The organism is Bartonella sp. OC68QHHN, from assembly GCF_042193875.1.
In the GTDB taxonomy this organism is placed as follows: Bacteria; Pseudomonadota; Alphaproteobacteria; order Rhizobiales; family Rhizobiaceae; genus Bartonella; species Bartonella grahamii_A.
Map to the genome: position 1 here is coordinate 1 of NZ_JBHIME010000024.1, position 22,651 is coordinate 22,651.

Below are 22,651 nucleotides of genomic sequence, written 5' to 3' on the forward strand. Positions count from 1 at the left end.
GATACGTTATATATCTTAAGTGATGGAAAGCAGGATTACGTAAACTTGGAAAATCATAAATATGATTTTGTGGGTACAAAGATTGGCAAAAATCCTTATACCTTTGAGCAAATACCTCCTGGAAGTGGTCCTTGGAAAGAGAGAAGGCAAATATTTAAGGGCTACCCAAGTGTTCATGCTTGTTATGGACATCCAAGTGATGCTTGTACAAAGTTCTATGGTTTACCTAATCGTACGCCAATTTATTCAAAATATTCAGGGAGGAAAAAATGAAACAAATCTTGAAATTATTAAGCGGAATAGTTTTGGTTAGTGTAGCTGGATGTAACATTGATAAGCCTTCTCCAGGGGCTCTGAGTATGTGGGAGAAACCTGGTGCAGATTTTACGGAGATAGGAAAAGCATTGTTAGAATGTGGTATGCCAACGCCTTATGATATCGATCCAGAAAACCAACAGCAGAGTATTAATGCTAAAGCAACAGTTGATGCTTGCATGGTTCAAGCAGGATTCCGCTATAAACATGAGGAACTTTCGATAGCAGGAGGGTGGTGTTATACTTTTAAAGAGAAAAACCTTCCGATTTGTCGTCCAGGCGCTGTCATACCACAGCGAAGTGTCGAAAAGCGCTTGAACAGCCCGTTTTGTAAAAAATATAAAAATAGCCGCAAATGCCAGCCTTAAGTCTTGCTTGTAAATCAACATCCAATCCTAAGGCAGCCGCATGTTTGAGACAAAGATTAAGACGCATTAGTGCTGTTCGAGCAGTTCCAGCTTTTGTATGCCAAATAGGGGCAAGTGTATTGCGTATCTCTGTTTGTGTAGTCTCTGAAACGGGCAGACAGCCTAATTTAGGGAGAATATGGAGGCGTAGATGTTAAAACCAATTACAAGCCTCACCATCATTTTTTAATTCAGCTTTACGGCTTTCAAAAGCATCTAGAGCAATATCTTTTAAATAATGGAGATTACGCATTGTCTCACGCTTTTGTTTATTGCGTTCTTTAATGGGGTCACGACCCTCGTGCAAAATAGAACGCCATTGGTTTGCCAATTCACGAGCTTGTTTTAAAGAAACATCTCTCAAGGCACCCAAGCCCATTTCACGACGGCGTCCGTGAAGGGTATAACGGTAAATCCATNACCAGCTCGTGGGTGTTGCGACAGCTCTTGCATTAAGACGATTCATAAGAACCATTTTTACTCCTTTCTTGTACAATTTTTACCCACACATCAGCCCCGCTTGTGATGTGCAAGCAAGTGGTTTTGATTGATGCAACATAAACAGATTTGAAATGAGAGAATCTTACGTTATGAGAGACTCTCATTTAACATACAAAAAAGTGAATTATGATTATAAATCAGTGTGTTGTAGGTTTACAGAAAAAGACAAGCCGTCTCGCTTACCTTGGTTTATCAGGAGCCCCTTTGCTAATTTTTTATATTATTCAACGCCTATAACAGAAGGGCTGAATGACAGAGCGCATCATGAACATCACCTTATGGCAGAGAGGGTTGGTGGGGTTGAAACGCGCCCCGTTAATGTGAGTGTAATTTATGGGATCAAGACATGAGGAGTTGAAATGTTGTTAAAGCCGTTTGCGATATCAGAGCTTAGCGACCCGTCTCAAGTACGGGTCGTTTTGTATTCGGGGGGAGGTTTTATCCATGCGCCGCTTAATGGCGTTTTTGATTTACTGAAAGCCGCTTTGAAAACGGAGTTTGATGGATCTGTGAAAGATTTAGAGAAGCGCTTAGAGGCATTAAGAGAAGAGTTTGAAGATTTGAAAGAGTGTTCATTAGACGAAGTACTCTGAATGATGTGAGGACGAAAGCAGATGAAGATACCTGATCATAGTCATGAGTATCTGATACCTGTCGCGACGAAAGAGGAAATCAGAGAAGGTACTTCGCAAGATAGCGTTGTTGTTCCTAAGGTTTTAGGGACGGCATCTTTGTATTCGTATGAAACCTTTGCACCGTTAGAACAAGTTGTTAATGTAAGGCAAGAGTCGGAAAAAGCCATGGCGCGCGCAAATAGTGCGCAACAGATTGCAGAAGAATCGAAAAGGGTTTCTGATCAAGCGCTTACAGAGGTGACGAAAACGGGTGAAGCGGTTACAGCAGCAACGACAACCGCTAATCTTGCAAAAGATGCAGCGGATACAGCCAAGGGATTAGCAGAAGAAGCCAAGAGTGCATCTGATGCCGCGAAGCAAATGGCAGAAGAGGCGAAAACAGGGGTGGAACAAGCCTCGCAAACAGCTTCAGAAGCAAAGGGTTTGGCGGAAACAGCGAAAAGTGCAGCAGGGAGTGTAACAGAGAAAGTAGATCAAGCACTAAGAGAGGCTAGCGATGCAAAATCTAAAGCAGAAGGCTTAGAAACAATAGCCAATGAAGCAAAATCCACGAGTGATCAGGCAAGCCAAACCGCGTTGAGTGCAAAAAGTTTATCAGAAGAAGCCCAACAAGAGGCAAGTCGTGCGAAATCGATAGCAGAAGAAGCCAAGAAGGTTTGTGAAGCAGCACAGGCTAAGACAGATAAGGTAGAACCCTTGGTTGTAGAAGCCAAGGAAGCAGCCGAGACTGCGAAGACAACAGCGGAAGAAGCGAAGAGTGCATTGACAGAAGTTCAAGAGAAGGCACAGAGCAGCAGTGACAATCTTTCTGAACTTCAAGGTAAGGTAGGTTCTCTTTACACTTATTTTTTAGAGGATGTGCGTTTTGATCAGCCTTACAGAATTCTAGAAGCCGATCCGCAAAATAGAAAAGGTCTTGTGATCAATGAAGGGGCATGTTTTCGCTTTTATCATGGTGGTGAGAATGGGGATAGGTACCTCTTTTACCGCGTTCCAGGGCGTGGAAGGATGTCTTTTGAAGAAGATCTTGAAGCAGGAAAGGATTATTATATATATCTCATCCTAAAAGATCAGACGAATGAGATATCCTATGAAATTTTGCAAAATCCGACGGCTCCTGATGGCTATACAGAGGATAATTCTGAAAAGATAGGAGGGTTTCATACGCTCTGTGCGGATGTTGGTACGATTTCCGGTCACCCATTGTCTGGTTATAGAGCAGGGGATATTTTACCCAATTCTGTTTGGTGTTTGAATCACCGCCCGCATAGTTCACCCGAAGGGATGGTTTATGACCCCTCTACAGATCTTTGGGTTGATATTTATCTTCAGTCAGGCACAGGAGAAAATACCCGCTCGGCGTATAATGTTCCTATTACGACGAACCGTCTACAAACAGATCACATATCCGATATGTTGCGTGTTAAGAAGGCTTTGCTCAATAATACAGAATTTACCTCTGCGATGTATGGAAGCAATGAAGGTGGTGGAATTCAAGGCAAAAAAGCACCTTCTCCGAAACACTCTGGAGGTCATAAGAACACGCAGAATAGACGGATGATTTCGCATATTGGTTGTGAAGATGGTTGCGGTTATGTTTGGCAATTTGTGAGAGATGTGTGTTTCATGCAAACAGTAACTGGAACCTCACCAAATGTACAGCTTAAAAAAGATATGTATGCATTGTTGGCTGGTGGAGACTGGTTAGATACTACGAATATCACTCCACATCTGCGTGCAGTCATTATACGGAATGCCATTTATGAATCGGCTAGCGCCCGTGGATGTAGTCATCCACGGCATTTTGTTTAGGAGGGGTAGATGATAGATTATCCAGAGCATTTAAATAGCAAAGAAGATTATATGAATATGCTTGCCTTTGATAAGGCTGAAACAGTAAGAAGACTAGAGCATCTTTTAGCAATGCGTTTTTATTGGGTTTTAGTCAAGGAGCTAAGTGAAGGAGAAGAGGGGATTGAAGATGACACGCATAAGATTTGTATCAACAACCATGCCGTTTGATTCAAATGGTGATTTTGTAGAAAAGCGTTGTCAGTATGAATTACAGGAAAGCGAATATGCGCCGCTCTTTCAACTTGGCTTTCGTGTTGAAGAAGTCGAGCAACTGATCAAAGAACATAGTCAATAGAGATCATAAGAAAACATTTTTATCCCGCCTCACTTTTGTGGGGCTTTTTTATGGAGCTTCAGATGAGAAAGATATCGAAAGAAGGATTAGAACTTATCAAACAATGGGAAGGATTGCGTTTAGAGGCTTATAGAGACACGGCATGTGTTTGGACGATTGGTTATGGTCACACCAGTAATGCGGGTCATCCCCTTGTCAAAGGGGGCATGTGTATTAGCCAAAAGCAAGCAGAAGAAATCCTTTGTGAAGACTTAAAGCAATTCGAGCAGACGGTAGAGGAATCGGTCACGGTTTCGTTAACGGATTGCCAATTCGCGGCATTGGTCTCGTTTTGCTATAATGTAGGAAAAGCTGCTTTTTGCAAGTCAACATTGTTGAAGAAGCTTAATCAAGGCGATTATGAAGCCGTACCTGTTGAATTACAGAAATGGAATAAGGTGGGTGGGAAGCCTCTTGCTGGTTTAGCCAACCGTCGAGCAGCAGAAGCAGGATTATGGGTAAAAGGGTCTTATGTTTCTTCAAATTATCAAAGGGTAGAAACGAAAACGGCAACAGGTCTTTTCAAGGTAGAAGCACTTGCCCCGATTATAGGGTCTTGTTCTGGTTTTGGAGGCTTGTTAGCAGGCAATGGACCAATCCAATGGGCATTAGCAGGCATAATGGTTTTAGCGGCTGTAACGGGCATAGTGATTGTCGCCAAGCGGTTTCGGGAGCAACGCTTATGATTTTCTGGCTAAAGAAATATTCTCTTATGTTTACAGCGGCTTTAGCCGTTTTTTTTATGGCTTTAGCCAAGGCGTTTCACCTTGGCAAGCAAAGCGAACGGCAAAAGCAAACAGAGAAAGCTTTAAAGACAGCAACAACACGGCTTGAGGTTGAAAATGAAGTTAATCGAAAAAGTGATGCTGGTGTGCGCACTGAACTTTCTCGTTGGGTGCGCGGCAAATAGGTCTGTTTCTTGTGGTGGTTGGTTGCCCATTTATTTGGATAATAAGGATGTTGGGGTCATCAGTTCCAACCTTGCAAGAGATATTTTGAAGCATAACAAGCAGGGAGCCCATTTATGTGGTTGGAAAGATGGTCAAGAAACGAAGCACCAAAGATAAAGGTCTTACAGAAACAGAACAACAGCTCCTTCTCGAGATGATAGAGACCTATCAAGGCTTAAAGATGATGTCACGCATCATGAAATGGATTGCCTTCATTCTCTTTATGTTTGTAATAGATTTTTCCCGTTTCGTGGACGCCCTAGAGAATAGCTTCTCACACCTCAAAAAGTGGATAACAAAAAGTTAGTGTACTTTTAGTTTTTCATATAATTATTCTTTGAAAAGGTCGGAGTGAGTTCCTGTACGAATAAGATATAATTTATCTCCTTCTATTCTATAAATAAGCAACTAATCTGGTTCAATATGACTATCATGACACTCCGCCCAATCACCCTTTAGTGGATGATCACAGTAATGTCTAGGTAATGGTTTTTCTTCAATTAGTAGACTCAATAATATACGCAGCTTATTCATATTTTTACCGCGTTTTTCAGCCTTGCGCACGTCACGCTTAAATTGTCCTGAGCGAACAGGTATCAGCATATTAAATGCCTAAGTCCTTAAAAAGGGCATCAGCGTTTTTAAATGTCTCACCTTTACCTTCATCTAATTCCTTTATAGCTTTACGTGTGGCGTTATTGGGTACTTTGATATCGAAAGGTAAGCGGCCTTCTTCAGCTACACGCAAAAATGTCATACGGATGAGATCTGAAGCACTTAAACCCATACGCTCTAGGGTGATCATTGCTTATTTTTTCGTTTCAGTAGGGATACGGGCGCGAACGATAGAGTCAGCTTTCATGGTAAATTTTCCATTCATTAACCTTTATTATAAAGTAGCTACATTGTAGCTCTAAGCCAACTTTTTATAAGTGAGAACACTTTGGATCTCTGGTTTTGCTAAAAATACCTCGAAAAGAACTCTTGATTCGCAATAATTGAGGAAAATCTTAAAAAGATTTGTTAGAATCAGAAGAAAATATTTCTTCTCTAATAGGACTTTTTATATGGTTACATCTTTTGGTAAAATTTTACGTAAACTTCGGGTTGATCATTCAGAACGCCTTTTAGATATGGCTAAAAAATTAGATATATCTGTAGGATTTTTATCATCTGTAGAAATTGGCAAAAAGTCTGTTCCTGTAGGACTGGAGGAAAAGATCATAGAGCTTTATGGTTTAGATAAAGCTATGGCTTATCTCTTAAAAAAAGAAGCCTATTCTTGTCGAAAAAGCATCATAATAAAGCCCTCTACTTCGTTGCAACGTGAAACTGTTGTTGCGTTTATGAGACTTTTAGATGGCTTACATCAAGAAGCGTTAGCAGACTTCAAAGAAACATTAGAAACATTGTACGAAGCGTGCTTTATAGAGAAATGTTAGAAAATCCTATTCCCTAACTTTTATCTACGCATCCCTCATTTTAAAAAACATATGGAAAATCAATAAATTATTTTGGATAAAAAAGAATGTGGCTCCCCGGGCCGGATTCGAACCAGCGACCAACCGGTTAACAGCCGGTTGCTCTACCGCTGAGCTACCGGGGAATGGCGCCCAATCATTTAGTTAAAAAGGCTATAGCAAAGCAATACTGATTTGCAAAGGATAAAATTACTTTTTTAAAAAAAAATATGATAAATTGTGTAATAAGAGAAAAAAAGGCGAGAGAAGATTTCTACACCTTGACGGATGCATTGCCTTCCCTTATTGAAACCTTTATGTTTGTTGATGAGGCCTCGTGGCGGAATGGTTACGCAGAGGACTGCAAATCCTTGTATCCCGGTTCGATTCCGGGCGAGGCCTCCAGCCGATTTTAAATGAAACGGCTTTTAGGGGAGATGAGGTATAGGAAAATAGATTATTTCCCTTTATAGTTGTGAAGACACTTTTTTATAAGAAGATCATACAGTTAAAATCTCATTGTTGACTGTAGCATCCTTTTTCGTAACACCCATAGTTTAAGAGATCTTTATCCCTCATTGTCGCTGTTTTATTTGTTTTTTGTAGGTTAGGAGAAAATATTCGTTATGGTTGTAGACTTTGCTGAGCTTCGTCGCAAAATGGTTGACAATCAAATTCGTACAGTCGATGTAACGGATTTATCAGTTCTTGAAGCGTTTTTAACGGTATCTCGTGAAGATTTTGTATCGGAAGATATGAAAATATTGAGTTATCTTGATACCGATATTGTTCTATGTCCAGTGTCAGATGGGGTTCCTGCACGCTATTTGATGAAACCTGCATCTCTAGCGAAATTACTACAGCTTGCCGCTGTAAAATCATCAGATGTTGTTTTAGATATTGGTGCAAATAGTGGTTATTGTGCAGCGTTGCTTGCAAAACTTGCAGGGTCTGTGATTGCGTTGGAAAGTAATAAATCTCTTTTTGAACGTGCTCTTGAAGCTTTAGAACGTAATCAATGTGATAATGTGGTTGTCATTCATGGTCCATTAGAGCAAGGATATGCCGTTGAGGGACCTTATGATGTGATTTTCATTGAGGGATCTGTTGATTTTATTCCACAAGGTATTTTTGATCAAATGAAAGATTGTGGACGTCTTGTTGTGGTTGAAGGGTATGGAAATGCTGCTGTTGCACAAATCTATATAAAAGAAGACGGAATCATTTCGGCATGTCGTGCTTTTAACCTCGCTGTAAAGCCTCTTCCTTGTTTTTTTAAAACACCTGGTTTTGTATTTTAGTGCTTGTTTGTTTTGTGAATAAAAGATAGTTTTGTAATTTATTTGGGGTTTGTTATTGTGTGTATTGTGTTTAGAATAAACAAGAAGTTTCAGGCGTGTTTATTACTGGTGTTGAGTATTTTACTATCAGAGACTGTTTGTGCTGAAACATTGATGGAAGCCTTTTCTAAGGCTTATAAACATAATGCTAAGTTGAATAGTGAACGTGCAGCTGTGCGTATATCCAGTGATGATGTTGTCATTGCGCGATCAGGGTTATTGCCACAAGTTGAGGGGGTTGGGAACTATGGGCGGAATAAGTCTTTTACAAGTCCTTATATCACTTCTGGATCTATAGGCGTGAGATTAAATCAAAGGTTATTTGATGGTTTTATCACGCAAAATATCTTTTCTTCAGCTCAAGTTAAGTTGCAGGCTCAGCGTGAATATCTTCGTAATGTTGAACAAAATACGTTTCTAGAGACAGTGACTGCTTATGCTAATGTCTATCACGCACGTCGTGTTGCCGATCTTCGGAGAGAAAATTTGGCAGCTCTTGAAGAACAAGTTCGTTCCAATAAAGCAAAATTTGATGTGGGTGAAGGAGGGCATGTTGATCTTGCTCAAGCTCAAGCTGCACGTTCCGTGGCGGTTTCAGAGCTGAGTCTTGCTCGTGCTGATGTAAAAGCAGCAGAGGCAGTGTATCGACAAGTTATTGGTTCTGATCCTAAAAAGTTAAAACGCCCTCCCGTAGCCAAAGATTTTCCCGTCAATCTTGATATGGCTTACCAAATGAGCGTTGTGATGCATCCAGCAATCCTTTATGCTAAATATTTAGTCGATGCGAGTGTTTACAATGTAAAGGCGAAAGAAGGGGCATTGCTCCCTAAAGTTGATTTTTCTGCAACAGCATCTTATAATCGAATTTACAGCGGTGCTGGAGAGGATGGAGTTTCTAAATCAATAGGATTGTCAGTAAGTGTCCCAATCTTTGAAGGAGGGCGTACGTCTGCGCAAATTCGCCAATCAAGGGAACAGCTTGGACAGGCGCAGCTTCAACTCGATTTGGCGCATAGTAATACGAGGCAAGCACTTACTTCTGCGTGGTTTCAGTTGGAGGGTGCACGCTCATCTGTTATTGCTTACCGTGAAAGTGTTCGTGCTGCTGAAATTGCTCTGAAAGGTCGTGTTCAAGAAAATCGCGTAGGGCAAGCAACGACGCTGGATGTTTTAAATTCTCGTACTCAATTGATTAACGCTCAGATTGCGCTTGCAATGGCGGAGCGTAATGCTGTTGTGGCGAGCTATAGTGTTCAATCTTCTATTGGTAAATTGACTGCAAGTTATTTAGGTTTAAAAACAATTAAATATATCCGATAATGCGTAAAAGTATCTCTTTAATCTTAAATTATTTTAGTTTTTAAAAGATTAGTAAATCAATAGTTGAATATGTTTAAAAATAGAGCGGTGAGATGTTATTTTTATAAGTGTAGAAAATTGTGTGTAGCGCCCTCTTTATGACAAGCATATTTGAAAATATCGCAGGTGGCATGTTGATCTTATGATTCTTTTGCATACACTGAAAATATGATTCTATTTGTTGTTGCGTCTTTGAAAGGTTGTAAAGTATGGTACAGAGTTCAAGCGTGTTACGTGAGCCAAGTATGGATGAAATTTTAACATCTATTCGTGAAATAATCGAAGAAAATGCGGTTCAATCTGATCACTTTTTAAATGAAGATGTTGCAGTGAATGCTTCGGAAGGTCGTTCAGAAGTTGCATCAGAGGGTATTGATGATACAACCTTATCGGTTGATGATGCTATGAAAGCTTTAGCTGATCGTATTGGTCTTTCTTCTGAAAATCAAGGAGGGAAGATAACGCAAGAGAAAGGGGATATAGAGGCAGAAAATAATAGAGTTGGTATGGATATGCAAAAGATGAAGCTTTCTTCTGGAGAACGGAATTCTGTTTATAAAGCAGAAGAATATGAAGATGAGATAAGGAAATCACAGTCAGAAGCTGGAGGAGATGGTCATGTGGAATTGTCTGCATATTGTATTTCTTCTGCAGAAAAGATTGCAAAGGATGTGTTGCGTCCGGCTATAGCAGAATGGTTACAGTCTAGATTGCCTATTTTGCTGGAAGATATTTTGCGTGAAGAGATTGTGAAAGCGATTAAAAAATCATCTTAATTATTTTTTACATTATTTTTATGTTTTTCATTTTATGAGAATTTTGTTTGCGATTTTGCGAGCTCTCTAGTGAATGGCTGAGATTTACTGGATTATGATCAGGGTTTGATCATATATTGTGTTTTTCAGCGGCGTTATGGATGGATAGAATGTTAGAAAAAAACTATGATGCTGCCTCTATAGAGCAACGGGTTGCAAAGAGATGGGAGACTCGTGGGGCTTTTAAAGCGGGAGCTGGTTCTAAAAGCGGTGCAGAACCTTTTTGCGTTATGCTTCCACCTCCTAATGTTACGGGCTCACTTCATATGGGGCATGCGCTCAATACGACAATTCAAGATATAATAGTTAGATTTCAGCGGATGCGTGGCAGAAATGTGTTGTGGCAGCCTGGTATGGATCATGCTGGGATTGCTACACAAATGGTTGTAGAGCGTCAACTTTCAGAATGCCAAGAGCCAACGCGTCAAGAAATGGGGAGAGAAAAGTTTATTGAGCGTATTTGGGAATGGCGTTATGAAACTGGAGGCGTTATTGCAAACCAGTTGCGTCGCCTTGGGGTTTCATGTGATTGGTCGCGTGAGCGGTTTACAATGGATGAGGGGTTGTCGCAGGCAGTTCGCGAAGTCTTTGTCACGCTTTATAAGCAAGGGTTGATATATAGGGATAAGCGCCTTGTCAATTGGGATCCTAAATTGTTGACAGCTATTTCAGATCTTGAAGTTGAGCAAAAAGAAGTTCAAGGACATTTGTGGCACTTTAGATATCCACTTGAGGGTAAAATTTTTGATCCAAATGATGCGACAACTTTTATAACAGTGGCGACAACACGACCAGAAACAATGCTTGGTGATACAGGAATTGCCGTTCATCCTGAAGATAAGCGTTATAAAAATCTTATCGGCAAAAATGCTCTTTTGCCGCTTGTTGGTCGTAGGTTATTAATTCTTGGTGATACGCATGCTGATCCTGAAGCTGGAAGTGGTGCTGTAAAAATCACACCAGCTCATGACTTTAATGACTTTGAAGTAGGACAGCGTAATCATTTACGCTTGATCAATATTTTTACCCAAAAAGCTGAGATTTTTCTCCGTGAAAATGAAGCATTTTTCGAGGGTTTGATTTTATCAGATGAATTAAAAATGTTAGTAGAAAACCTCGATAAATCTGATCGTTTTGTTGCGCGCCAGAAGATTGTTTCTTTGATGGAAGAACAGGGATATTTAGCTTCTGTTGATGATCATACCCATATGGTTCCTCATGGAGATCGCAGTGGTGTCCCTATTGAACCTTTTTTGACAGATCAATGGTATGTTCGTGCTGCTGAATTAGCAAAGCCAGCGATAGAGGCTGTTCAACAAGGAAAAACACAGTTCGTTCCCGATAACTGGAAAAAGACTTACTTTAATTGGATGAAAAATATTCAACCTTGGTGCATTTCTCGCCAATTATGGTGGGGACATCAGATTCCTGCTTGGTATGGTCCTGATGGAATGGTTTTTGTTGAAAAAAATGAAAAAGAGGCTTTAGATTCAGCTTTTGCTCATTATGGTGAGGTTGTTGAATTAATCCGTGATCCGGATGTTTTAGATACTTGGTTTTCATCAGCTCTTTGGCCTTTTTCAACATTAGGATGGCCAAATAAAACGACTGAATTATCTACTTTTTATCCAACATCTTTATCCGTGACAGGATTTGATATTATTTTTTTCTGGGTTGCTCGTATGATGATGATGGGACTTCACTTTATGGGTGACGTTCCTTTCCCAACGGTTTATGTGCACGCTCTTGTTCGGGATCAAAAGGGTGCAAAGATGTCAAAATCAAAGGGAAATATTATTGATCCCTTAGAGCTTATTGATCAATATAGTGCTGATGCACTTCGGTTTACTTTAGCTATTATGGCAGCACAAGGTCGTGATGTAAAACTTGACGCTTCTCGTATTGCTGGTTATCGTAATTTTGCTACGAAATTGTGGAATGCTACCCGATTTGCACAGATGAATGGTGTGAAGCATGATCCAACTTTTAAGCCAGACCAAGCAAAACTGGCGCTTAATCGTTGGATTTTAACAGAGTTATCTAAAACGATTTCAGCAGTGACGACTGGTATTGAACACTATAAATTTAATGAGTCAGCTGCCACACTTTACCGCTTCATTTGGAATACATTATGTGATTGGTATTTGGAGCTTCTCAAACCTATTTTTCAGGGGGAAAATGAAGATGCTAAAAATGAGGCTCAAGCTTGTACTGCTTGGGTTTTAGATGAAGTTTATAAACTTCTTCATCCTTTTATGCCTCATATGACGGAAGAGCTGTGGTCTCTTACAGAAACGCAAGCCATCAAGCGTGAGGATATGCTCGCATTGACAAAATGGCCAGAGGAAACATTGATAGATGAAGAAGCTGCTGATGATATTAATTGGCTTATTGATGTCGTTACAGGGATTCGGTCTGTACGTTTTGAAATGAATATTCCAGTGGCTACACAAGCACCTCTTGTTGTTGTCGAAGGAGGGGAAGTAACGCGAGAGCGTGTGAAGCGTTATGATGCACTTCTTAAAAAATTAGCGCGTATTGAAGTTATTGATTTCTCTGATAAAGTTCCGAAAGTATCGGCACAAATGATTTTGGGAGAGGCTGTTTTTTGTTTACCATTAGGACAGTTGATTGATTTGGAGGCTGAACGCGTTCGTTTGAGGAAGGATGTCAGTAAAATTGAACAAGATATTGAAAAAATATCGCTTAAATTAAACAACCCCAAATTTATAGCAAATGCAAAAGCAGAAATTGTTGAGCGTGAACGGAACAGGGTTGTAGAACTGCGTGCAGCGCAGAAGAAGATATTTGTTGCTTTAGAACGGTTGGATTGATTTCAACTTTTTATTTTTTGATGGATGATTTCATACCATTAGAGCTGGTATAGATCTCCTTTAAAGGAATTTTTCTCTTTTATTAGTTTTTCATGAACGACCATAAAATCTCTACTGAAATCCATTGTTTTATGTTTATTATTAAAGAAACGTCTTTTAAGGCACCCAAGCCTATTTGATGACGGAGATCATGAATGGTACAATGGTACATTCATTGAGCTTCCCTTCTTTACGCTTGTGAAGTAACAAGCGGCAGGGCGCCATTCTGACCAATCCGGACAGCCCTTGGCACTTAAGACCGTTCATAAGAGGTATTTTTATTTCTTTCTTAAACAGAATTTTTATCCACATGGCTCTCTCTGCTTGTAATGTGCAAGCAGATGGTTTTGATTCATTCAATCTGGAACAGGTTTGGAATGAGAGAATCTTACGATATTCGAGGGACTCATTTAATATGCAAAAAAGGAAAATTATCATTATAAATCAATATATTGACTTATTGCTGTAAAACATCATTATTTAGAGCAGCAATATAAGGCATGTAAAATTACACATGTGGTATTTTTGTTGTATGTAGAGGTGAGTATTCTGAGGTAGGGCTTGTGTGTAAAGTATGAAGGAACTCCATGTGAAATGGTGTTCGGTGGAATCCGTTAAACAAAAAGCTGTATTGTTTATAGATTGACGGTGAAAGAAATTTCATCTTTAAGGTGGTAAGGCAGTCGTGAAGTTATAAGTTAACTATCATCATTATATTTATCTATCTTTCGTATTGTTTTTTATACTTAAACGCTTACCATTCATCATGTATTCTTTTCGTTCTCAAGTTGCTGTTTAATGCACGTTATTTTATTGAACGATTTTTACTCATACGTATAAAATTTTAAGATCAATAAATCCTAGAGTGTTAAAGGAGGTGTTACAAAATATAGAATGATGATTTATATTTAAAAATCAATTTTTTGTATATAAAAATGGATATTTAATTTTATCGAATATTTTGGATGGTTTTTATTTATTTGTCTTTTTTTTTAAATTTTTACTTTAAAATCGCGTATGCTTCTTACTAAGAAAAAGAGTTTAAATATCTGCAAAGAAATTTGTAACAGATATAATCATTAAAATTGAGATAGGGGGGAAAATGGTTAATAGATTTCAGATATGGAAAAAAGCCGCGATTGTTGTGATTTTAGGAGGATTTTTTTTGACTGTTTATGCAATAGATGTCAATAGCTTGCAAGAAGCGAATGATGGTTCGTTTTATTTTTTAAAACGTGGCATGTCTGCTTATAAAAATGGGCATATAAATCAGGCTATTGCAGCATTACGTTGTGCGGCTAAGAGAGGCCATATTGGTGCGAATTGGAAACTTGGCTCTATCTATGCAAACGGTGATGGTGTTCCTAAAAATGATTATAAGGCATATCATTTTTTTGCATATATTGTTGAAAAAGGAGCTGATCTTGGTTCAGAGGATGAAAGTTATGTTTCTGATGCATTGGTTAAACTTGCGGGATATATAAAAAAAGGCATTCCTCAATCACCTGTGAAACCTGATCCTTCTTATGCTGCTCATCTTTATATGCAGGCTGCGGTAAACTATGGAAATCCTAAAGCTCAGTATCATTTAGGAAAAATATTTTTAAAGGGAGAGGGAAGGGAGAAGAATCTTATACAAGCAGCACGATGGTTTCAACTTTCAGCAAAAAAAGGAAATCCTTCTGCCCAAGCAATGCTTGGAAATATGCTGCTTCAAGAAGGAAAAATTGTCCGTGGGGCGGCAATGTTAGCTGCTGCCTATGAAAAAGCTAACGTAAAAGACAGAAATTGGATTCGACCTTTGCAAGAACAGGCTTTTGCTCTTTGTAATGAATTTGAGAGACGTACAGCAATTTCACTGGTTGCTGATATTTTAAAAAATAACAGTTTTTAAACATCTGATTGTAATATTTTACATTCTCTCATCCGTTATTAAACTCTATTGTCTTGTGTCTAGGTTTACAGTAGAGATAGCTTTTGTGCTAGTATAACGGTTAATGACTTAGGATTTTAGACAAAAATTCTTGCGTTCTCGGTGTTCTTGCTTGCGGGTCAGAAAAGAACTCTTTAGATGAACAGTCTTCAAGAATTGTTCCTTGATCTATGAAAATAACACGCTCCGAGACTTTTTGTGCAAATCCCATTTCATGAGTTACACAAATCATCGTCATACCTTCTTCTGCTAAGCTAATCATGACATCAAGTACTTCACCTACCATTTCAGGATCTAGAGCAGATGTTGGTTCATCAAAAAGCATGACAAGTGGATCCATAGTTAAGGCACGTGCAATAGCAACACGTTGTTGTTGCCCTCCAGAAAGTTGACCAGGATATTTATCTTTGTGTTCAATTAGCCCAACGCGTTCAAGATACAACAATCCACGTTCAAGTGCTTCTTTTTTGCTTCGTTTCAGGACTTTTATTTGTGCAATTGTCAAATTTTCTGTGACAGATAAATGGGGAAAAAGCTCAAAATGTTGAAATACCATTCCCACCTGACTTCGCAATTTAGGCAGATTCGTTTGTTTTGAATGAACTGGTATTCCATTAATCCAAATTTCACCTTTTTGAAAAGGGACGAGAGCGTTAATAGTTTTAATGAGTGTTGACTTTCCTGATCCTGATGGACCACAAACGACAACCACTTCTCCTTTATTAATGTTGGTTGTACAGTTTTTAAGGACTTTAATTTCGCCATACCAGTTGGAAACATTTTTTATTTCGATCATATGAGTAGACATTTTTTTTCCTATTAGCGAATAATGGATATTTTTTTTTGTAAATACAAAACTATTTGTGACAGTGTAAAACAGATAACAAAATAGAAAATAGCTGCTAAGATATAAGATTCTTGCTTTACACCAAAATTATTAGCAGCAATATCAAAACCATTTAGAAGACTGTTACCACTGATGGCATAAACAAGGGTTGTATCCTGAAAAAGGATAATAACTTGTGTTAAAAAGACTGGAAGCATATCTCTAAAGGCTTGAGGAAGAATGACAATATACATACTTTGCCAATATGTCATTCCAAGAGCTTGCCCTGCATATTTTTGTCCTTGCGAAACTGAATTTATGCCAGCACGCATAATTTCTGCAAAATAAGCCGTTTCAAATGCGGTAAAGGTAATGAGTGCTGATTTATTTGCACCGATGGATGTACCGGTTAAAAAAGGCAAAAGCACGAAAAACCATAAGATAACCATCACAAGTGGTATTGAACGCATAGCGGTTATGTAAACGATTGCAAACCAAGACAGAAGTTTTATGGAAGAAAGGCGCATCATTGCTAAAAGGGTGCCGAAAACAAACCCCAATACCGTTGCAAAAAGAGTTAGAAAAACGCTAAAGAGTAAACCTGATAAAATGTAAGAACGAAATACATCAAAGGTAAAAAAGGAAAAATCAAAGTCGGAAAAATTGAAAGGAAAATAAAGTCCAAACTGAGAGCTTATGAAATTCATCATATTCAATTTCCCTTTGTTTGAAAATTAGGAATTTTGAGTATTTGTTCAATGACTGTCATCACAATGAATACGAATAAGGCTATTAGAATATAAAGAATCGTAACAAGCAAATAGTTTTCGTAAACATGGCTTACCTCTTCAATTGCTTGGTATTGAAATTGCATGAGCTCATTTATTGAAACGGCGAATGCTATAGACGAATTTTTTACAATCCCCATTGCTTCTGAAGTAAGAGGTGGCATAATTGTACGTATAGCACGTGGTAGTATAATATAGCGATAACTTTGATAAGTTGTAAACCCCATTGCCATAGCAGCATAGCGTTGTCCAGAAGGAATCGCTTCAATGCCTGAACGAACCTGTTCTGCAATGCGTGCAGATGTAAAGAATCCCAATGCGCATGTTATTAAGAGAATGGGGGAAAATTTCATCGCTGGTGGATAAATCTTAGGAACAACAAAATACCACAAAAATACTTGTACAAGGAGGGGAATATTACGCATAATTTCTACCCAAATAGTACCGATAGTACGAAATATATAATTGATTATCGATGTTTTGGGTAAAGTGCGCATTGTGCCTATAATAACACCACATAATACAGCTAAGATAAGTGAAGTGATAGACAATATAACCGTATTTTTTAAGCCATCGAGAAGTGTATCTAAATAGGTATGACTCGCGCCGGAAGTTCCTAGGCATCCTGTTACCAGTGTTTGAGTAAGGTCATCTCGACAAAGGAAAGAAAAGTCCATTAATTGATATTCCCTCAAATTAGTCATTCACAAATAGGACAATAAACTAAGCGCATCTACATAGGCGAAATTTATTAAAAAGTGAATTAAAATATAAACCACACTCAATTTTTAAAGAGTGTGGTTCTTTTTTATTAAATTCTATAAATCTTTTTCTGTGTAGCTTTCTCGAGGCTTATTATTTGGATGATCCCAAGCATATCTTGTTTGTTTTGACAAGGGAAGGTTCATAACAGTGTTAGCAGGTGGGATCGGTTTCATAAACCACTTATTATAAAGCTTTTCAAGTGATTCATCTTTAATCTGATGTACGATACTATCGTTGATTGTTTGTTCAAATTTTTTGTCATTTAATCTGAGCATACAGGCGATAGGCTCGACTGAAAGTACAGTATCAAGAATGACATAATCAGATGGATTCTTTGATTTAGCAATATGTCCAGCAAGAATTGAAGCGTCCATGACAAAAGCATCTGCCTTACCAGATTCTAATAATAAAAAACTATCTCCGTGATCTTTTCCTTTTAAAACTTTAAACTGAATGTTTTTTGCACGTTTGTTTTTACGAATAAGTTGAACAGATGTTGTACCGGTGGTCGTTGCAACTGTTTTTCCATTTAAATCGTCAAGAGATTTAATGTTAGAGTTTTTCTTTACAGCAATCCGAACCTCTTCAATGTATGTCGTATAAGCAAATGCTGCTTCTTTACTGCGGGCAATATCATTTGTTGTTGATCCGCACTCAAAATCATAGGTTTTATTTTTTAAGAGAGGAATTCTATTTTGAGAAGTGATGGGAAGATAATGAATTTTAATTGGTTTACCAATTTTTTTTGAGATATCATCAATGATACGTTCTGCCATTTCTGTATGAAAACCTACATATTTATTATTACCAAGGGCGTAGGCTAAACCAGATGATTCACGGACACCTAAAGTAATTTCCCCTGTTCGTTTTATTTTTTCAAGAGTATCATGTTCAGCATGCACGACACTTGTGAATCCAATGGCTGTTGCTGCAATAAACATTAACAATGATTTCTTCATTTATGTCCTCCATTCATTTATCTTTACTTTAGTTGTTTAAGATATACTGTTTACATGGTGTAGCATAGTTATTATTTTTGGGTGGAATTTTTTTGTTGTTTCAAATGGGGGCTGTACTTTCTTAATTGGTATTAAGGTGAATCCAAACAGGAACGTGGTCGGATGGTTTTTGATATCCCCTTACTTCTGTTTGACTATGAGCGCAAATAAGTTGATCAACAGCTTCTGGTGATAATAATAAATGATCAATGCGAATCCCATTATTTTTAGGCCAAGCACCCGCCTGAAAATCCCAAAAACTGAAGGAGGGAGTATCGGTGACATTCCGGATAGCATCGTAAAGACCTAAATTAAGAATACGTTGAAACATTTTTCTTGTTTCTTGAAGAAATAAGGCATCTTGATACCATTCTTGAGGTTTTTTTGCATCTAATGGAGCGGGGATGACATTATAATCACCCGCTAGAATAAGAGGTTCTTCATACGCAAGCAATGATTTTGCATGTGTATATAATCTTTTCATCCATTCTATTTTATAGGAATACTTTTCACTCTCAATAGGATTCCCATTTGGCAAATAGAGAGATGCAACACGAATAACACCTTTGTTTGTTGAATAAACAGTTTCAATGTAACGTGTTTGTTCATCATTATCATTTCCTGGTAATCGACGGATCACTTCATCCGGTGTTTTTTTAGAGAGAATCGCAACACCATTAAAACTTTTTTGTCCGTGTGTTTCTATATGGTAACCTAAATTTTCAATTGCATCGCGTGGAAAATTTTCATCAATGCTTTTAATTTCCTGTAAACAGACTATGTCCGGCTGGCTTTGCTGTAGCCATTGGCATAATGTTTCATGTCGTGCTTTTATTCCGGCAATATTCCACGTTGCTATTTTCATGGCGCTTATCAATTAGATATCAAATATGCAATTCAATTTAATTTACTGCATTCATGTTTTATTACAGTTACATCGCTTTGTTATTACAGTCGCATCGCTGCCTCTTTTATTTATAGAGGATATTACTATGGTAAATTGATTTATCAAGAGTAGCGGTAAAAGCAAATTTAAAGTTTTAAAATTTAATTTATTTTCATTTTTAAAAACTTTCTGCTGTTTAGTTCTTGACGAATGTAAGTGTTCTCGCTATTAGAGATGGATATAACCGATGTGGATGTGACCAGGTGTTTTGGATATGAACTGGAAGATTATTCACAGGTGTTAAGAAGATTAAAAGCAAATGCTAGTGCAAAAGGCTATTGCCTTCTCTGCTTGTGGTCGGGTAAACTGTTTTTTGCAGGTGTGCCCGATTTTGTGTGTAAACTTAGATATCTGTTCCGATTCTGTTGGAGTGGATAGAAATGAAAATAGAAAAGCCCGATTGGGTGAGACGAATGTAGATCGAAAAGAGGAAGGTTGCATGCCTACCGTAAACCAATTGATTCGTAAGCCGCGTGTAGCGCCAGTTAAACGTAATAAGGTTCCTGCTCTGCAGTCGAATCCACAGAAGCGTGGTGTTTGTACGCGTGTTTATACAACAACACCGAAGAAACCTAATTCTGCTCTTCGTAAAGTTGCTAAGATTCGTTTGACAAATGGATTTGAGGTGATTGGTTATATTCCTGGAGAGGGGCATAATCTTCAAGAGCACTCTGTTGTGATGATTCGTGGTGGTCGTGTGAAAGATTTGCCAGGAGTTCGTTATCACATTATTCGTGGTTTGCTTGATACGCAGGGTGTTAAGAATCGTAAACAGCGTCGTTCAAAGTATGGCGCAAAGCGTCCAAAATAATATTGAGAGACAAAGCCGATGTCCCGTCGTCATAGAGCAGAAAAGCGTGAAATTAATCCAGATCCTAAGTTTGGTGATTTGGTTATTATGAAATTTATGAATGCCATTATGTTTGATGGTAAAAAATCAGTTGCAGAGCGTATTGTTTATGGTGCGCTCGATTCTGTAGAAAAAAGAGTAAAAGCAGATCCTGTGGCTCTATTTCATCGGGCCTTAGAGAATGTTGCTCCTCATATTGAGGTTCGCTCACGCCGTGTTGGTGGTGCTACTTATCAGGTTCCGATTGATGTTCGTCCTGATCGTCGTCAGGCTCTTGCTATTCGTTGGTTGATTGCTGCGGCACGTGGTCGAAATGAAACGACGATGATTGAGCGTTTGTCTGGTGAATTGATGGATGCGGCTAATAATCGCGGTTCTGCCGTAAAAAAGCGTGAAGATGTTCATCGTATGGCTGAAGCTAATCGTGCTTTTTCTCATTATCGCTGGTAGAAGTTTTTAACTAAGGCAAATATAATGGCTCGCGAATATAAAATTGAAGATTATCGTAATTTTGGTATTATGGCGCATATTGATGCTGGTAAGACTACGATGACTGAGCGTATTCTGTTTTATACCGGTAAGAATCATAAAATTGGCGAGACTCATGATGGTGCTTCTACGATGGATTGGATGGAGCAGGAGCAGGAGCGCGGTATTACGATTACGTCTGCTGCGACAACGACGTTTTGGGAAGGGAGTGATGGTCGGAAGCGTCGCTTTAATATTATTGATACGCCAGGGCACGTTGATTTTACAATTGAAGTTGAGCGCTCTTTGCGTGTTCTTGATGGTGCAATAGCCTTGTTGGATGCAAATGCTGGTGTGGAGCCTCAGACGGAAACTGTTTGGCGGCAAGCTGAGAAATATCGTGTACCACGTATGGTTTTTGTTAATAAAATGGACAAGATCGGTGCTGATTTTTATCGTAGTGTAGAAATGGTTGGCTCGCGGTTAGGGGCTAAGGCGCTTGTTTTGCAATTGCCAATTGGTGCTGAAAATGACTTTGAAGGTGTTGTTGATCTTGTGGAAATGAAAGCTTTGAAGTGGGATGGTTCTATTGGTGCCTCGGCGGTGATAAGTGAAATTCCCCCTGATTTAAAGGAGAAAGCTGAAGAATATCGCGAGAAATTGATTGAGATGGCTGTGGAGATTGATGAAGCTGCGACAGAGGCTTATTTGGAGGGTGTTATGCCAACCAACGAGCAGCTTGTTTCTCTCATTCGTAGAGGGACAGTAGAAGTTCAGTTTCATCCGGTTCTTTGTGGTACGGCTTTTAAAAACAAGGGAATTCAGCCGCTTTTGGATGCTGTTGTTTCTTATCTTCCTTCTCCAGTTGATGTTCCGGCAATTAGTGGTATTGATGTGAAAACTGAGTCTGAGACGACACGCGAATCTTCAGATGATGCTCCACTATCTATGCTTGCTTTTAAAATTATGAATGATCCTTTTGTTGGTTCGTTGACGTTCTGTCGTATTTACTCAGGTAAAGTTCAGAAAGGTATTTCTCTTGAGAATACCGTGAAAAAGAAAAAAGAGCGTTTGGGGCGTATGCTTCAAATGCATTCAAATTCTCGTGAGGATATTGAAGAAGCATTTGCTGGTGATATTGTTGCTCTTGCAGGACTTAAGGAGACGACAACAGGTGATACTCTTTGTGATCCTTTGAAGGCTGTTATTTTGGAGAGGATGGAATTTCCAGAGCCTGTTATTGAGATTGCAATTGAACCGAAAACAAAAGCAGATCAAGAAAAAATGGGTATTGCTCTTAATCGTCTAGCAGCCGAAGATCCTTCATTTCGTGTTAAATCGGATGAGGAATCTGGTCAGACTATTATAGCTGGAATGGGTGAGCTTCATCTTGATATTATTGTTGACCGTATGCGGCGTGAGTTTAAGGTTGAAGCAAATGTTGGGCAGCCTCAAGTTGCTTATCGTGAGTCAATTACTAAAATGGCAGAAATTGATTATACGCATAAGAAACAATCGGGTGGTGCCGGTCAATTTGCTCGTGTAAAAATTGTTTTTGAGCCTCATGATGGTGATGATTTTATTTTTGAGTCAAAGATTGTTGGTGGTGCTGTTCCTAAAGAATATATTCCCGGCGTCCAAAAAGGGATTGAAAGTGTTATGGGATCGGGTCCTCTTGCAGGCTTTCCTATGCTTGGTGTAAAAGCGACACTTATTGATGGTGGCTATCACGATGTTGATTCTTCGGTTTTGGCTTTTGAAATTGCTGCTCGTGCAGCTTTTCGTGATGGAGCAAAGAAGGCTGGTGCGCAGCTTCTTGAACCTATTATGAAGGTGGAAGTTGTTACACCAGATGATTATGTCGGTGATGTTATTGGTGATCTCAATTCTCGTAGGGGACAGATTTCGGGAACTGAAGCACGGGGTATTGCAACGGTTGTGAATGCAATGGTTCCTTTGGCAAATATGTTTGGTTATGTGAATACCCTTCGCTCTATGAGTCAGGGGCGTGCGCAGTATACAATGCAGTTTGATCATTACGAGCCTGTACCTTCGGCTGTTGCTTTGGAGATTCAAAAGAAATATGCGTAATTTCAGGTTGGTAATTAATTTTTAACTTAGTCCTTGGCTTGGACGGAAAATGGAGAGCTCAGATGGCGAAGAGCAAGTTTGAACGAACAAAACCGCATGTTAATATTGGTACGATTGGTCACGTTGATCATGGGAAGACCTCG

21 protein-coding genes, 2 tRNA genes and 6 pseudogenes are annotated in these 22,651 nt (G+C 38.9%); 20 read left to right on the top strand and 9 right to left on the bottom strand.

Going from position 1 to position 22,651, the window contains the following annotated elements; all coding sequences use genetic code 11:
• Together ACFIJ0_RS05095 and ACFIJ0_RS05100 are read left to right on the top strand one after the other, a co-directional pair.
• A pseudogene (locus ACFIJ0_RS05095) lies at positions 1–273 on the top strand (hypothetical protein); the annotation flags it as partial.
• Positions 270–683 (top strand): hypothetical protein, encoded by a 414-nt coding sequence (locus ACFIJ0_RS05100; RefSeq protein ID WP_375644140.1) that lies wholly within the window; start codon positions 270–272, stop codon positions 681–683. The pseudogene ACFIJ0_RS05095 and the gene ACFIJ0_RS05100, both read left to right, overlap by 4 nt.
• On the opposite strand, the pseudogene ACFIJ0_RS05105 reads toward ACFIJ0_RS05100, so the two are convergent.
• Positions 676–1,197, bottom strand: a pseudogene (locus ACFIJ0_RS05105) (integrase arm-type DNA-binding domain-containing protein); the annotation flags it as partial. The gene ACFIJ0_RS05100 and the pseudogene ACFIJ0_RS05105 overlap by 8 nt on opposite strands.
• 178 nt (positions 1,198–1,375) lie before the next feature.
• Between ACFIJ0_RS05105 and ACFIJ0_RS05110 the strand changes: the two are divergent.
• The 7 genes and pseudogenes from ACFIJ0_RS05110 to ACFIJ0_RS05140 form a co-directional block, all read left to right on the top strand.
• Positions 1,376–1,573 (top strand): annotated as a pseudogene (locus ACFIJ0_RS05110) (phage tail protein); the annotation flags it as partial.
• A gap of 9 nt (positions 1,574–1,582) precedes the next feature.
• Positions 1,583–1,816, top strand: coding sequence for a hypothetical protein (locus tag ACFIJ0_RS05115; RefSeq protein ID WP_375623762.1), 234 nt, complete (start codon positions 1,583–1,585; stop codon positions 1,814–1,816).
• A 21-nt stretch (positions 1,817–1,837) separates the two neighbouring features.
• Complete coding sequence (locus ACFIJ0_RS05120; RefSeq protein WP_375644141.1) at positions 1,838–3,670, top strand: alanine-zipper protein; 1,833 nt, start codon at positions 1,838–1,840, stop codon at positions 3,668–3,670.
• A 9-nt stretch (positions 3,671–3,679) separates the two neighbouring features.
• Positions 3,680–4,007, top strand: a pseudogene (locus ACFIJ0_RS05125) (hypothetical protein).
• A 62-nt stretch (positions 4,008–4,069) separates the two neighbouring features.
• The gene (locus ACFIJ0_RS05130) at positions 4,070–4,732 is read left to right on the top strand and encodes a lysozyme (RefSeq protein ID WP_375623766.1); all 663 of its coding nucleotides are present in this window, start codon (positions 4,070–4,072) and stop codon (positions 4,730–4,732) included.
• Complete coding sequence (locus tag ACFIJ0_RS05135; protein ID WP_375623768.1) at positions 4,729–4,956, top strand: hypothetical protein; 228 nt, start codon at positions 4,729–4,731, stop codon at positions 4,954–4,956. Before ACFIJ0_RS05130 ends, ACFIJ0_RS05135 begins: the two co-directional genes overlap by 4 nt.
• A 116-nt stretch (positions 4,957–5,072) precedes the next feature.
• Positions 5,073–5,303, top strand: a complete 231-nt coding sequence (locus tag ACFIJ0_RS05140) for a hypothetical protein (RefSeq protein WP_375623770.1) — start codon at positions 5,073–5,075, stop codon at positions 5,301–5,303.
• 23 nt (positions 5,304–5,326) lie between these two features.
• On the opposite strand, the pseudogene ACFIJ0_RS05145 reads toward ACFIJ0_RS05140, so the two are convergent.
• Positions 5,327–5,599, bottom strand: a pseudogene (locus ACFIJ0_RS05145) (type II toxin-antitoxin system YafQ family toxin).
• A gap of 1 nt (position 5,600) precedes the next feature.
• Positions 5,601–5,801: a type II toxin-antitoxin system RelB/DinJ family antitoxin gene (locus ACFIJ0_RS05150; protein WP_375623772.1), complete on the bottom strand. Its 201-nt coding sequence runs from the start codon at positions 5,799–5,801 to the stop codon at positions 5,601–5,603.
• A gap of 262 nt (positions 5,802–6,063) precedes the next feature.
• Between ACFIJ0_RS05150 and ACFIJ0_RS05155 the strand changes: the two genes are divergently transcribed.
• Positions 6,064–6,438, top strand: a complete 375-nt coding sequence (locus tag ACFIJ0_RS05155; RefSeq protein ID WP_375623774.1) for a helix-turn-helix domain-containing protein — start codon at positions 6,064–6,066, stop codon at positions 6,436–6,438.
• 89 nt (positions 6,439–6,527) lie between these two features.
• Here ACFIJ0_RS05155 and ACFIJ0_RS05160 read toward each other — a convergent pair.
• A tRNA-Asn gene (locus ACFIJ0_RS05160) sits at positions 6,528–6,602 on the bottom strand.
• Positions 6,603–6,787: 185 nt separating this feature from the next.
• On the opposite strand from ACFIJ0_RS05160, the gene ACFIJ0_RS05165 reads away from it, so the two are divergent.
• The 6 genes from ACFIJ0_RS05165 (at position 6,788) to ACFIJ0_RS05190 (ending at position 14,737) form a co-directional block, all read left to right on the top strand.
• Positions 6,788–6,861 (top strand) — tRNA-Cys (locus ACFIJ0_RS05165).
• A gap of 221 nt (positions 6,862–7,082) precedes the next feature.
• A complete protein-coding gene (locus ACFIJ0_RS05170) occupies positions 7,083–7,757 on the top strand; it encodes a protein-L-isoaspartate O-methyltransferase (RefSeq protein WP_375623776.1) in 675 nt (224 codons plus the stop codon).
• Positions 7,758–7,865: 108 nt separating this feature from the next.
• On the top strand, positions 7,866–9,116 hold the full coding sequence (locus ACFIJ0_RS05175) for a TolC family outer membrane protein (RefSeq protein ID WP_375623778.1): 1,251 nt from the start codon (positions 7,866–7,868) through the stop codon (positions 9,114–9,116).
• Positions 9,117–9,364: 248 nt separating this feature from the next.
• Positions 9,365–9,931: a DUF2497 domain-containing protein gene (locus tag ACFIJ0_RS05180; protein WP_375623780.1), complete on the top strand. Its 567-nt coding sequence runs from the start codon at positions 9,365–9,367 to the stop codon at positions 9,929–9,931.
• Positions 9,932–10,080: 149 nt separating this feature from the next.
• Positions 10,081–12,804, top strand: coding sequence for a valine--tRNA ligase (locus tag ACFIJ0_RS05185; RefSeq protein WP_375623782.1), 2,724 nt, complete (start codon positions 10,081–10,083; stop codon positions 12,802–12,804).
• Between the two features lie 1,141 nt (positions 12,805–13,945).
• On the top strand, positions 13,946–14,737 hold the full coding sequence (locus tag ACFIJ0_RS05190; RefSeq protein ID WP_375644142.1) for a tetratricopeptide repeat protein: 792 nt from the start codon (positions 13,946–13,948) through the stop codon (positions 14,735–14,737).
• A gap of 100 nt (positions 14,738–14,837) precedes the next feature.
• On the opposite strand, the gene ACFIJ0_RS05195 is transcribed toward ACFIJ0_RS05190, so the two are convergent.
• The 5 genes from ACFIJ0_RS05195 to xth all read right to left on the bottom strand — a co-directional run bounded on the left by ACFIJ0_RS05195 (position 14,838) and on the right by xth (position 19,018).
• Positions 14,838–15,584, bottom strand: a complete 747-nt coding sequence (locus tag ACFIJ0_RS05195) for an amino acid ABC transporter ATP-binding protein (RefSeq protein ID WP_375619591.1) — start codon at positions 15,582–15,584, stop codon at positions 14,838–14,840.
• Between the two features lie 11 nt (positions 15,585–15,595).
• The gene (locus tag ACFIJ0_RS05200) at positions 15,596–16,312 is read right to left on the bottom strand and encodes an amino acid ABC transporter permease (RefSeq protein ID WP_375623786.1); all 717 of its coding nucleotides are present in this window, start codon (positions 16,310–16,312) and stop codon (positions 15,596–15,598) included.
• 2 nt (positions 16,313–16,314) lie between these two features.
• The gene (locus tag ACFIJ0_RS05205) at positions 16,315–17,067 is read right to left on the bottom strand and encodes an amino acid ABC transporter permease (RefSeq protein ID WP_375623788.1); all 753 of its coding nucleotides are present in this window, start codon (positions 17,065–17,067) and stop codon (positions 16,315–16,317) included.
• A 141-nt stretch (positions 17,068–17,208) separates the two neighbouring features.
• Entirely contained in the window at positions 17,209–18,114 is a 906-nt protein-coding gene (locus tag ACFIJ0_RS05210; protein WP_375623790.1) for a transporter substrate-binding domain-containing protein, read from the bottom strand.
• Positions 18,115–18,235: 121 nt separating this feature from the next.
• Positions 18,236–19,018 carry an exodeoxyribonuclease III gene (xth, locus tag ACFIJ0_RS05215; protein ID WP_375623792.1) on the bottom strand — a complete coding sequence of 261 codons (783 nt, stop codon included), beginning with the start codon at positions 19,016–19,018 and terminating at the stop codon, positions 18,236–18,238.
• A gap of 520 nt (positions 19,019–19,538) precedes the next feature.
• Here xth and rpsL point away from each other — a divergent pair.
• The 4 genes and pseudogenes from rpsL to ACFIJ0_RS05235 all read left to right on the top strand — a co-directional run.
• The gene (rpsL, locus tag ACFIJ0_RS05220) at positions 19,539–19,910 is read left to right on the top strand and encodes a 30S ribosomal protein S12 (protein ID WP_005773262.1); all 372 of its coding nucleotides are present in this window, start codon (positions 19,539–19,541) and stop codon (positions 19,908–19,910) included.
• A gap of 18 nt (positions 19,911–19,928) precedes the next feature.
• The gene (gene rpsG, locus ACFIJ0_RS05225; RefSeq protein WP_375623794.1) at positions 19,929–20,399 is read left to right on the top strand and encodes a 30S ribosomal protein S7; all 471 of its coding nucleotides are present in this window, start codon (positions 19,929–19,931) and stop codon (positions 20,397–20,399) included.
• Between the two features lie 24 nt (positions 20,400–20,423).
• Positions 20,424–22,508 carry an elongation factor G gene (gene fusA / locus ACFIJ0_RS05230; protein ID WP_375644144.1) on the top strand — a complete coding sequence of 695 codons (2,085 nt, stop codon included), beginning with the start codon at positions 20,424–20,426 and terminating at the stop codon, positions 22,506–22,508.
• Positions 22,509–22,570: 62 nt separating this feature from the next.
• Positions 22,571–22,651 (top strand): annotated as a pseudogene (locus tag ACFIJ0_RS05235) (elongation factor Tu); the annotation flags it as partial.

Bases quoted from the DNA above. Each gene is read 5' to 3' on its own strand.
- ACFIJ0_RS05130 (WP_375623766.1), top strand. From the start codon at position 4,070: ATGAGAAAGATATCGAAAGAAGGATTAGAACTTATCAAACAATGGGAA.
- ACFIJ0_RS05185 (WP_375623782.1), top strand. From the start codon at position 10,081: ATGTTAGAAAAAAACTATGATGCTGCCTCTATAGAGCAACGGGTTGCA.
- xth (WP_375623792.1), bottom strand. From the start codon at position 19,018: ATGAAAATAGCAACGTGGAATATTGCCGGAATAAAAGCACGACATGAA.
- ACFIJ0_RS05180 (WP_375623780.1), top strand. From the start codon at position 9,365: ATGGTACAGAGTTCAAGCGTGTTACGTGAGCCAAGTATGGATGAAATT.
- ACFIJ0_RS05190 (WP_375644142.1), top strand. From the start codon at position 13,946: ATGGTTAATAGATTTCAGATATGGAAAAAAGCCGCGATTGTTGTGATT.
- ACFIJ0_RS05120 (WP_375644141.1), top strand. From the start codon at position 1,838: ATGAAGATACCTGATCATAGTCATGAGTATCTGATACCTGTCGCGACG.
- rpsL (WP_005773262.1), top strand. From the start codon at position 19,539: ATGCCTACCGTAAACCAATTGATTCGTAAGCCGCGTGTAGCGCCAGTT.
- ACFIJ0_RS05100 (WP_375644140.1), top strand. From the start codon at position 270: ATGAAACAAATCTTGAAATTATTAAGCGGAATAGTTTTGGTTAGTGTA.
- ACFIJ0_RS05115 (WP_375623762.1), top strand. From the start codon at position 1,583: ATGTTGTTAAAGCCGTTTGCGATATCAGAGCTTAGCGACCCGTCTCAA.
- ACFIJ0_RS05200 (WP_375623786.1), bottom strand. From the start codon at position 16,312: ATGATGAATTTCATAAGCTCTCAGTTTGGACTTTATTTTCCTTTCAAT.
- rpsG (WP_375623794.1), top strand. From the start codon at position 19,929: ATGTCCCGTCGTCATAGAGCAGAAAAGCGTGAAATTAATCCAGATCCT.
- ACFIJ0_RS05155 (WP_375623774.1), top strand. From the start codon at position 6,064: ATGGTTACATCTTTTGGTAAAATTTTACGTAAACTTCGGGTTGATCAT.
- ACFIJ0_RS05150 (WP_375623772.1), bottom strand. From the start codon at position 5,801: ATGATCACCCTAGAGCGTATGGGTTTAAGTGCTTCAGATCTCATCCGT.
- ACFIJ0_RS05195 (WP_375619591.1), bottom strand. From the start codon at position 15,584: ATGTCTACTCATATGATCGAAATAAAAAATGTTTCCAACTGGTATGGC.
- fusA (WP_375644144.1), top strand. From the start codon at position 20,424: ATGGCTCGCGAATATAAAATTGAAGATTATCGTAATTTTGGTATTATG.
- ACFIJ0_RS05170 (WP_375623776.1), top strand. From the start codon at position 7,083: ATGGTTGTAGACTTTGCTGAGCTTCGTCGCAAAATGGTTGACAATCAA.
- ACFIJ0_RS05210 (WP_375623790.1), bottom strand. From the start codon at position 18,114: ATGAAGAAATCATTGTTAATGTTTATTGCAGCAACAGCCATTGGATTC.
- ACFIJ0_RS05205 (WP_375623788.1), bottom strand. From the start codon at position 17,067: ATGGACTTTTCTTTCCTTTGTCGAGATGACCTTACTCAAACACTGGTA.
- ACFIJ0_RS05135 (WP_375623768.1), top strand. From the start codon at position 4,729: ATGATTTTCTGGCTAAAGAAATATTCTCTTATGTTTACAGCGGCTTTA.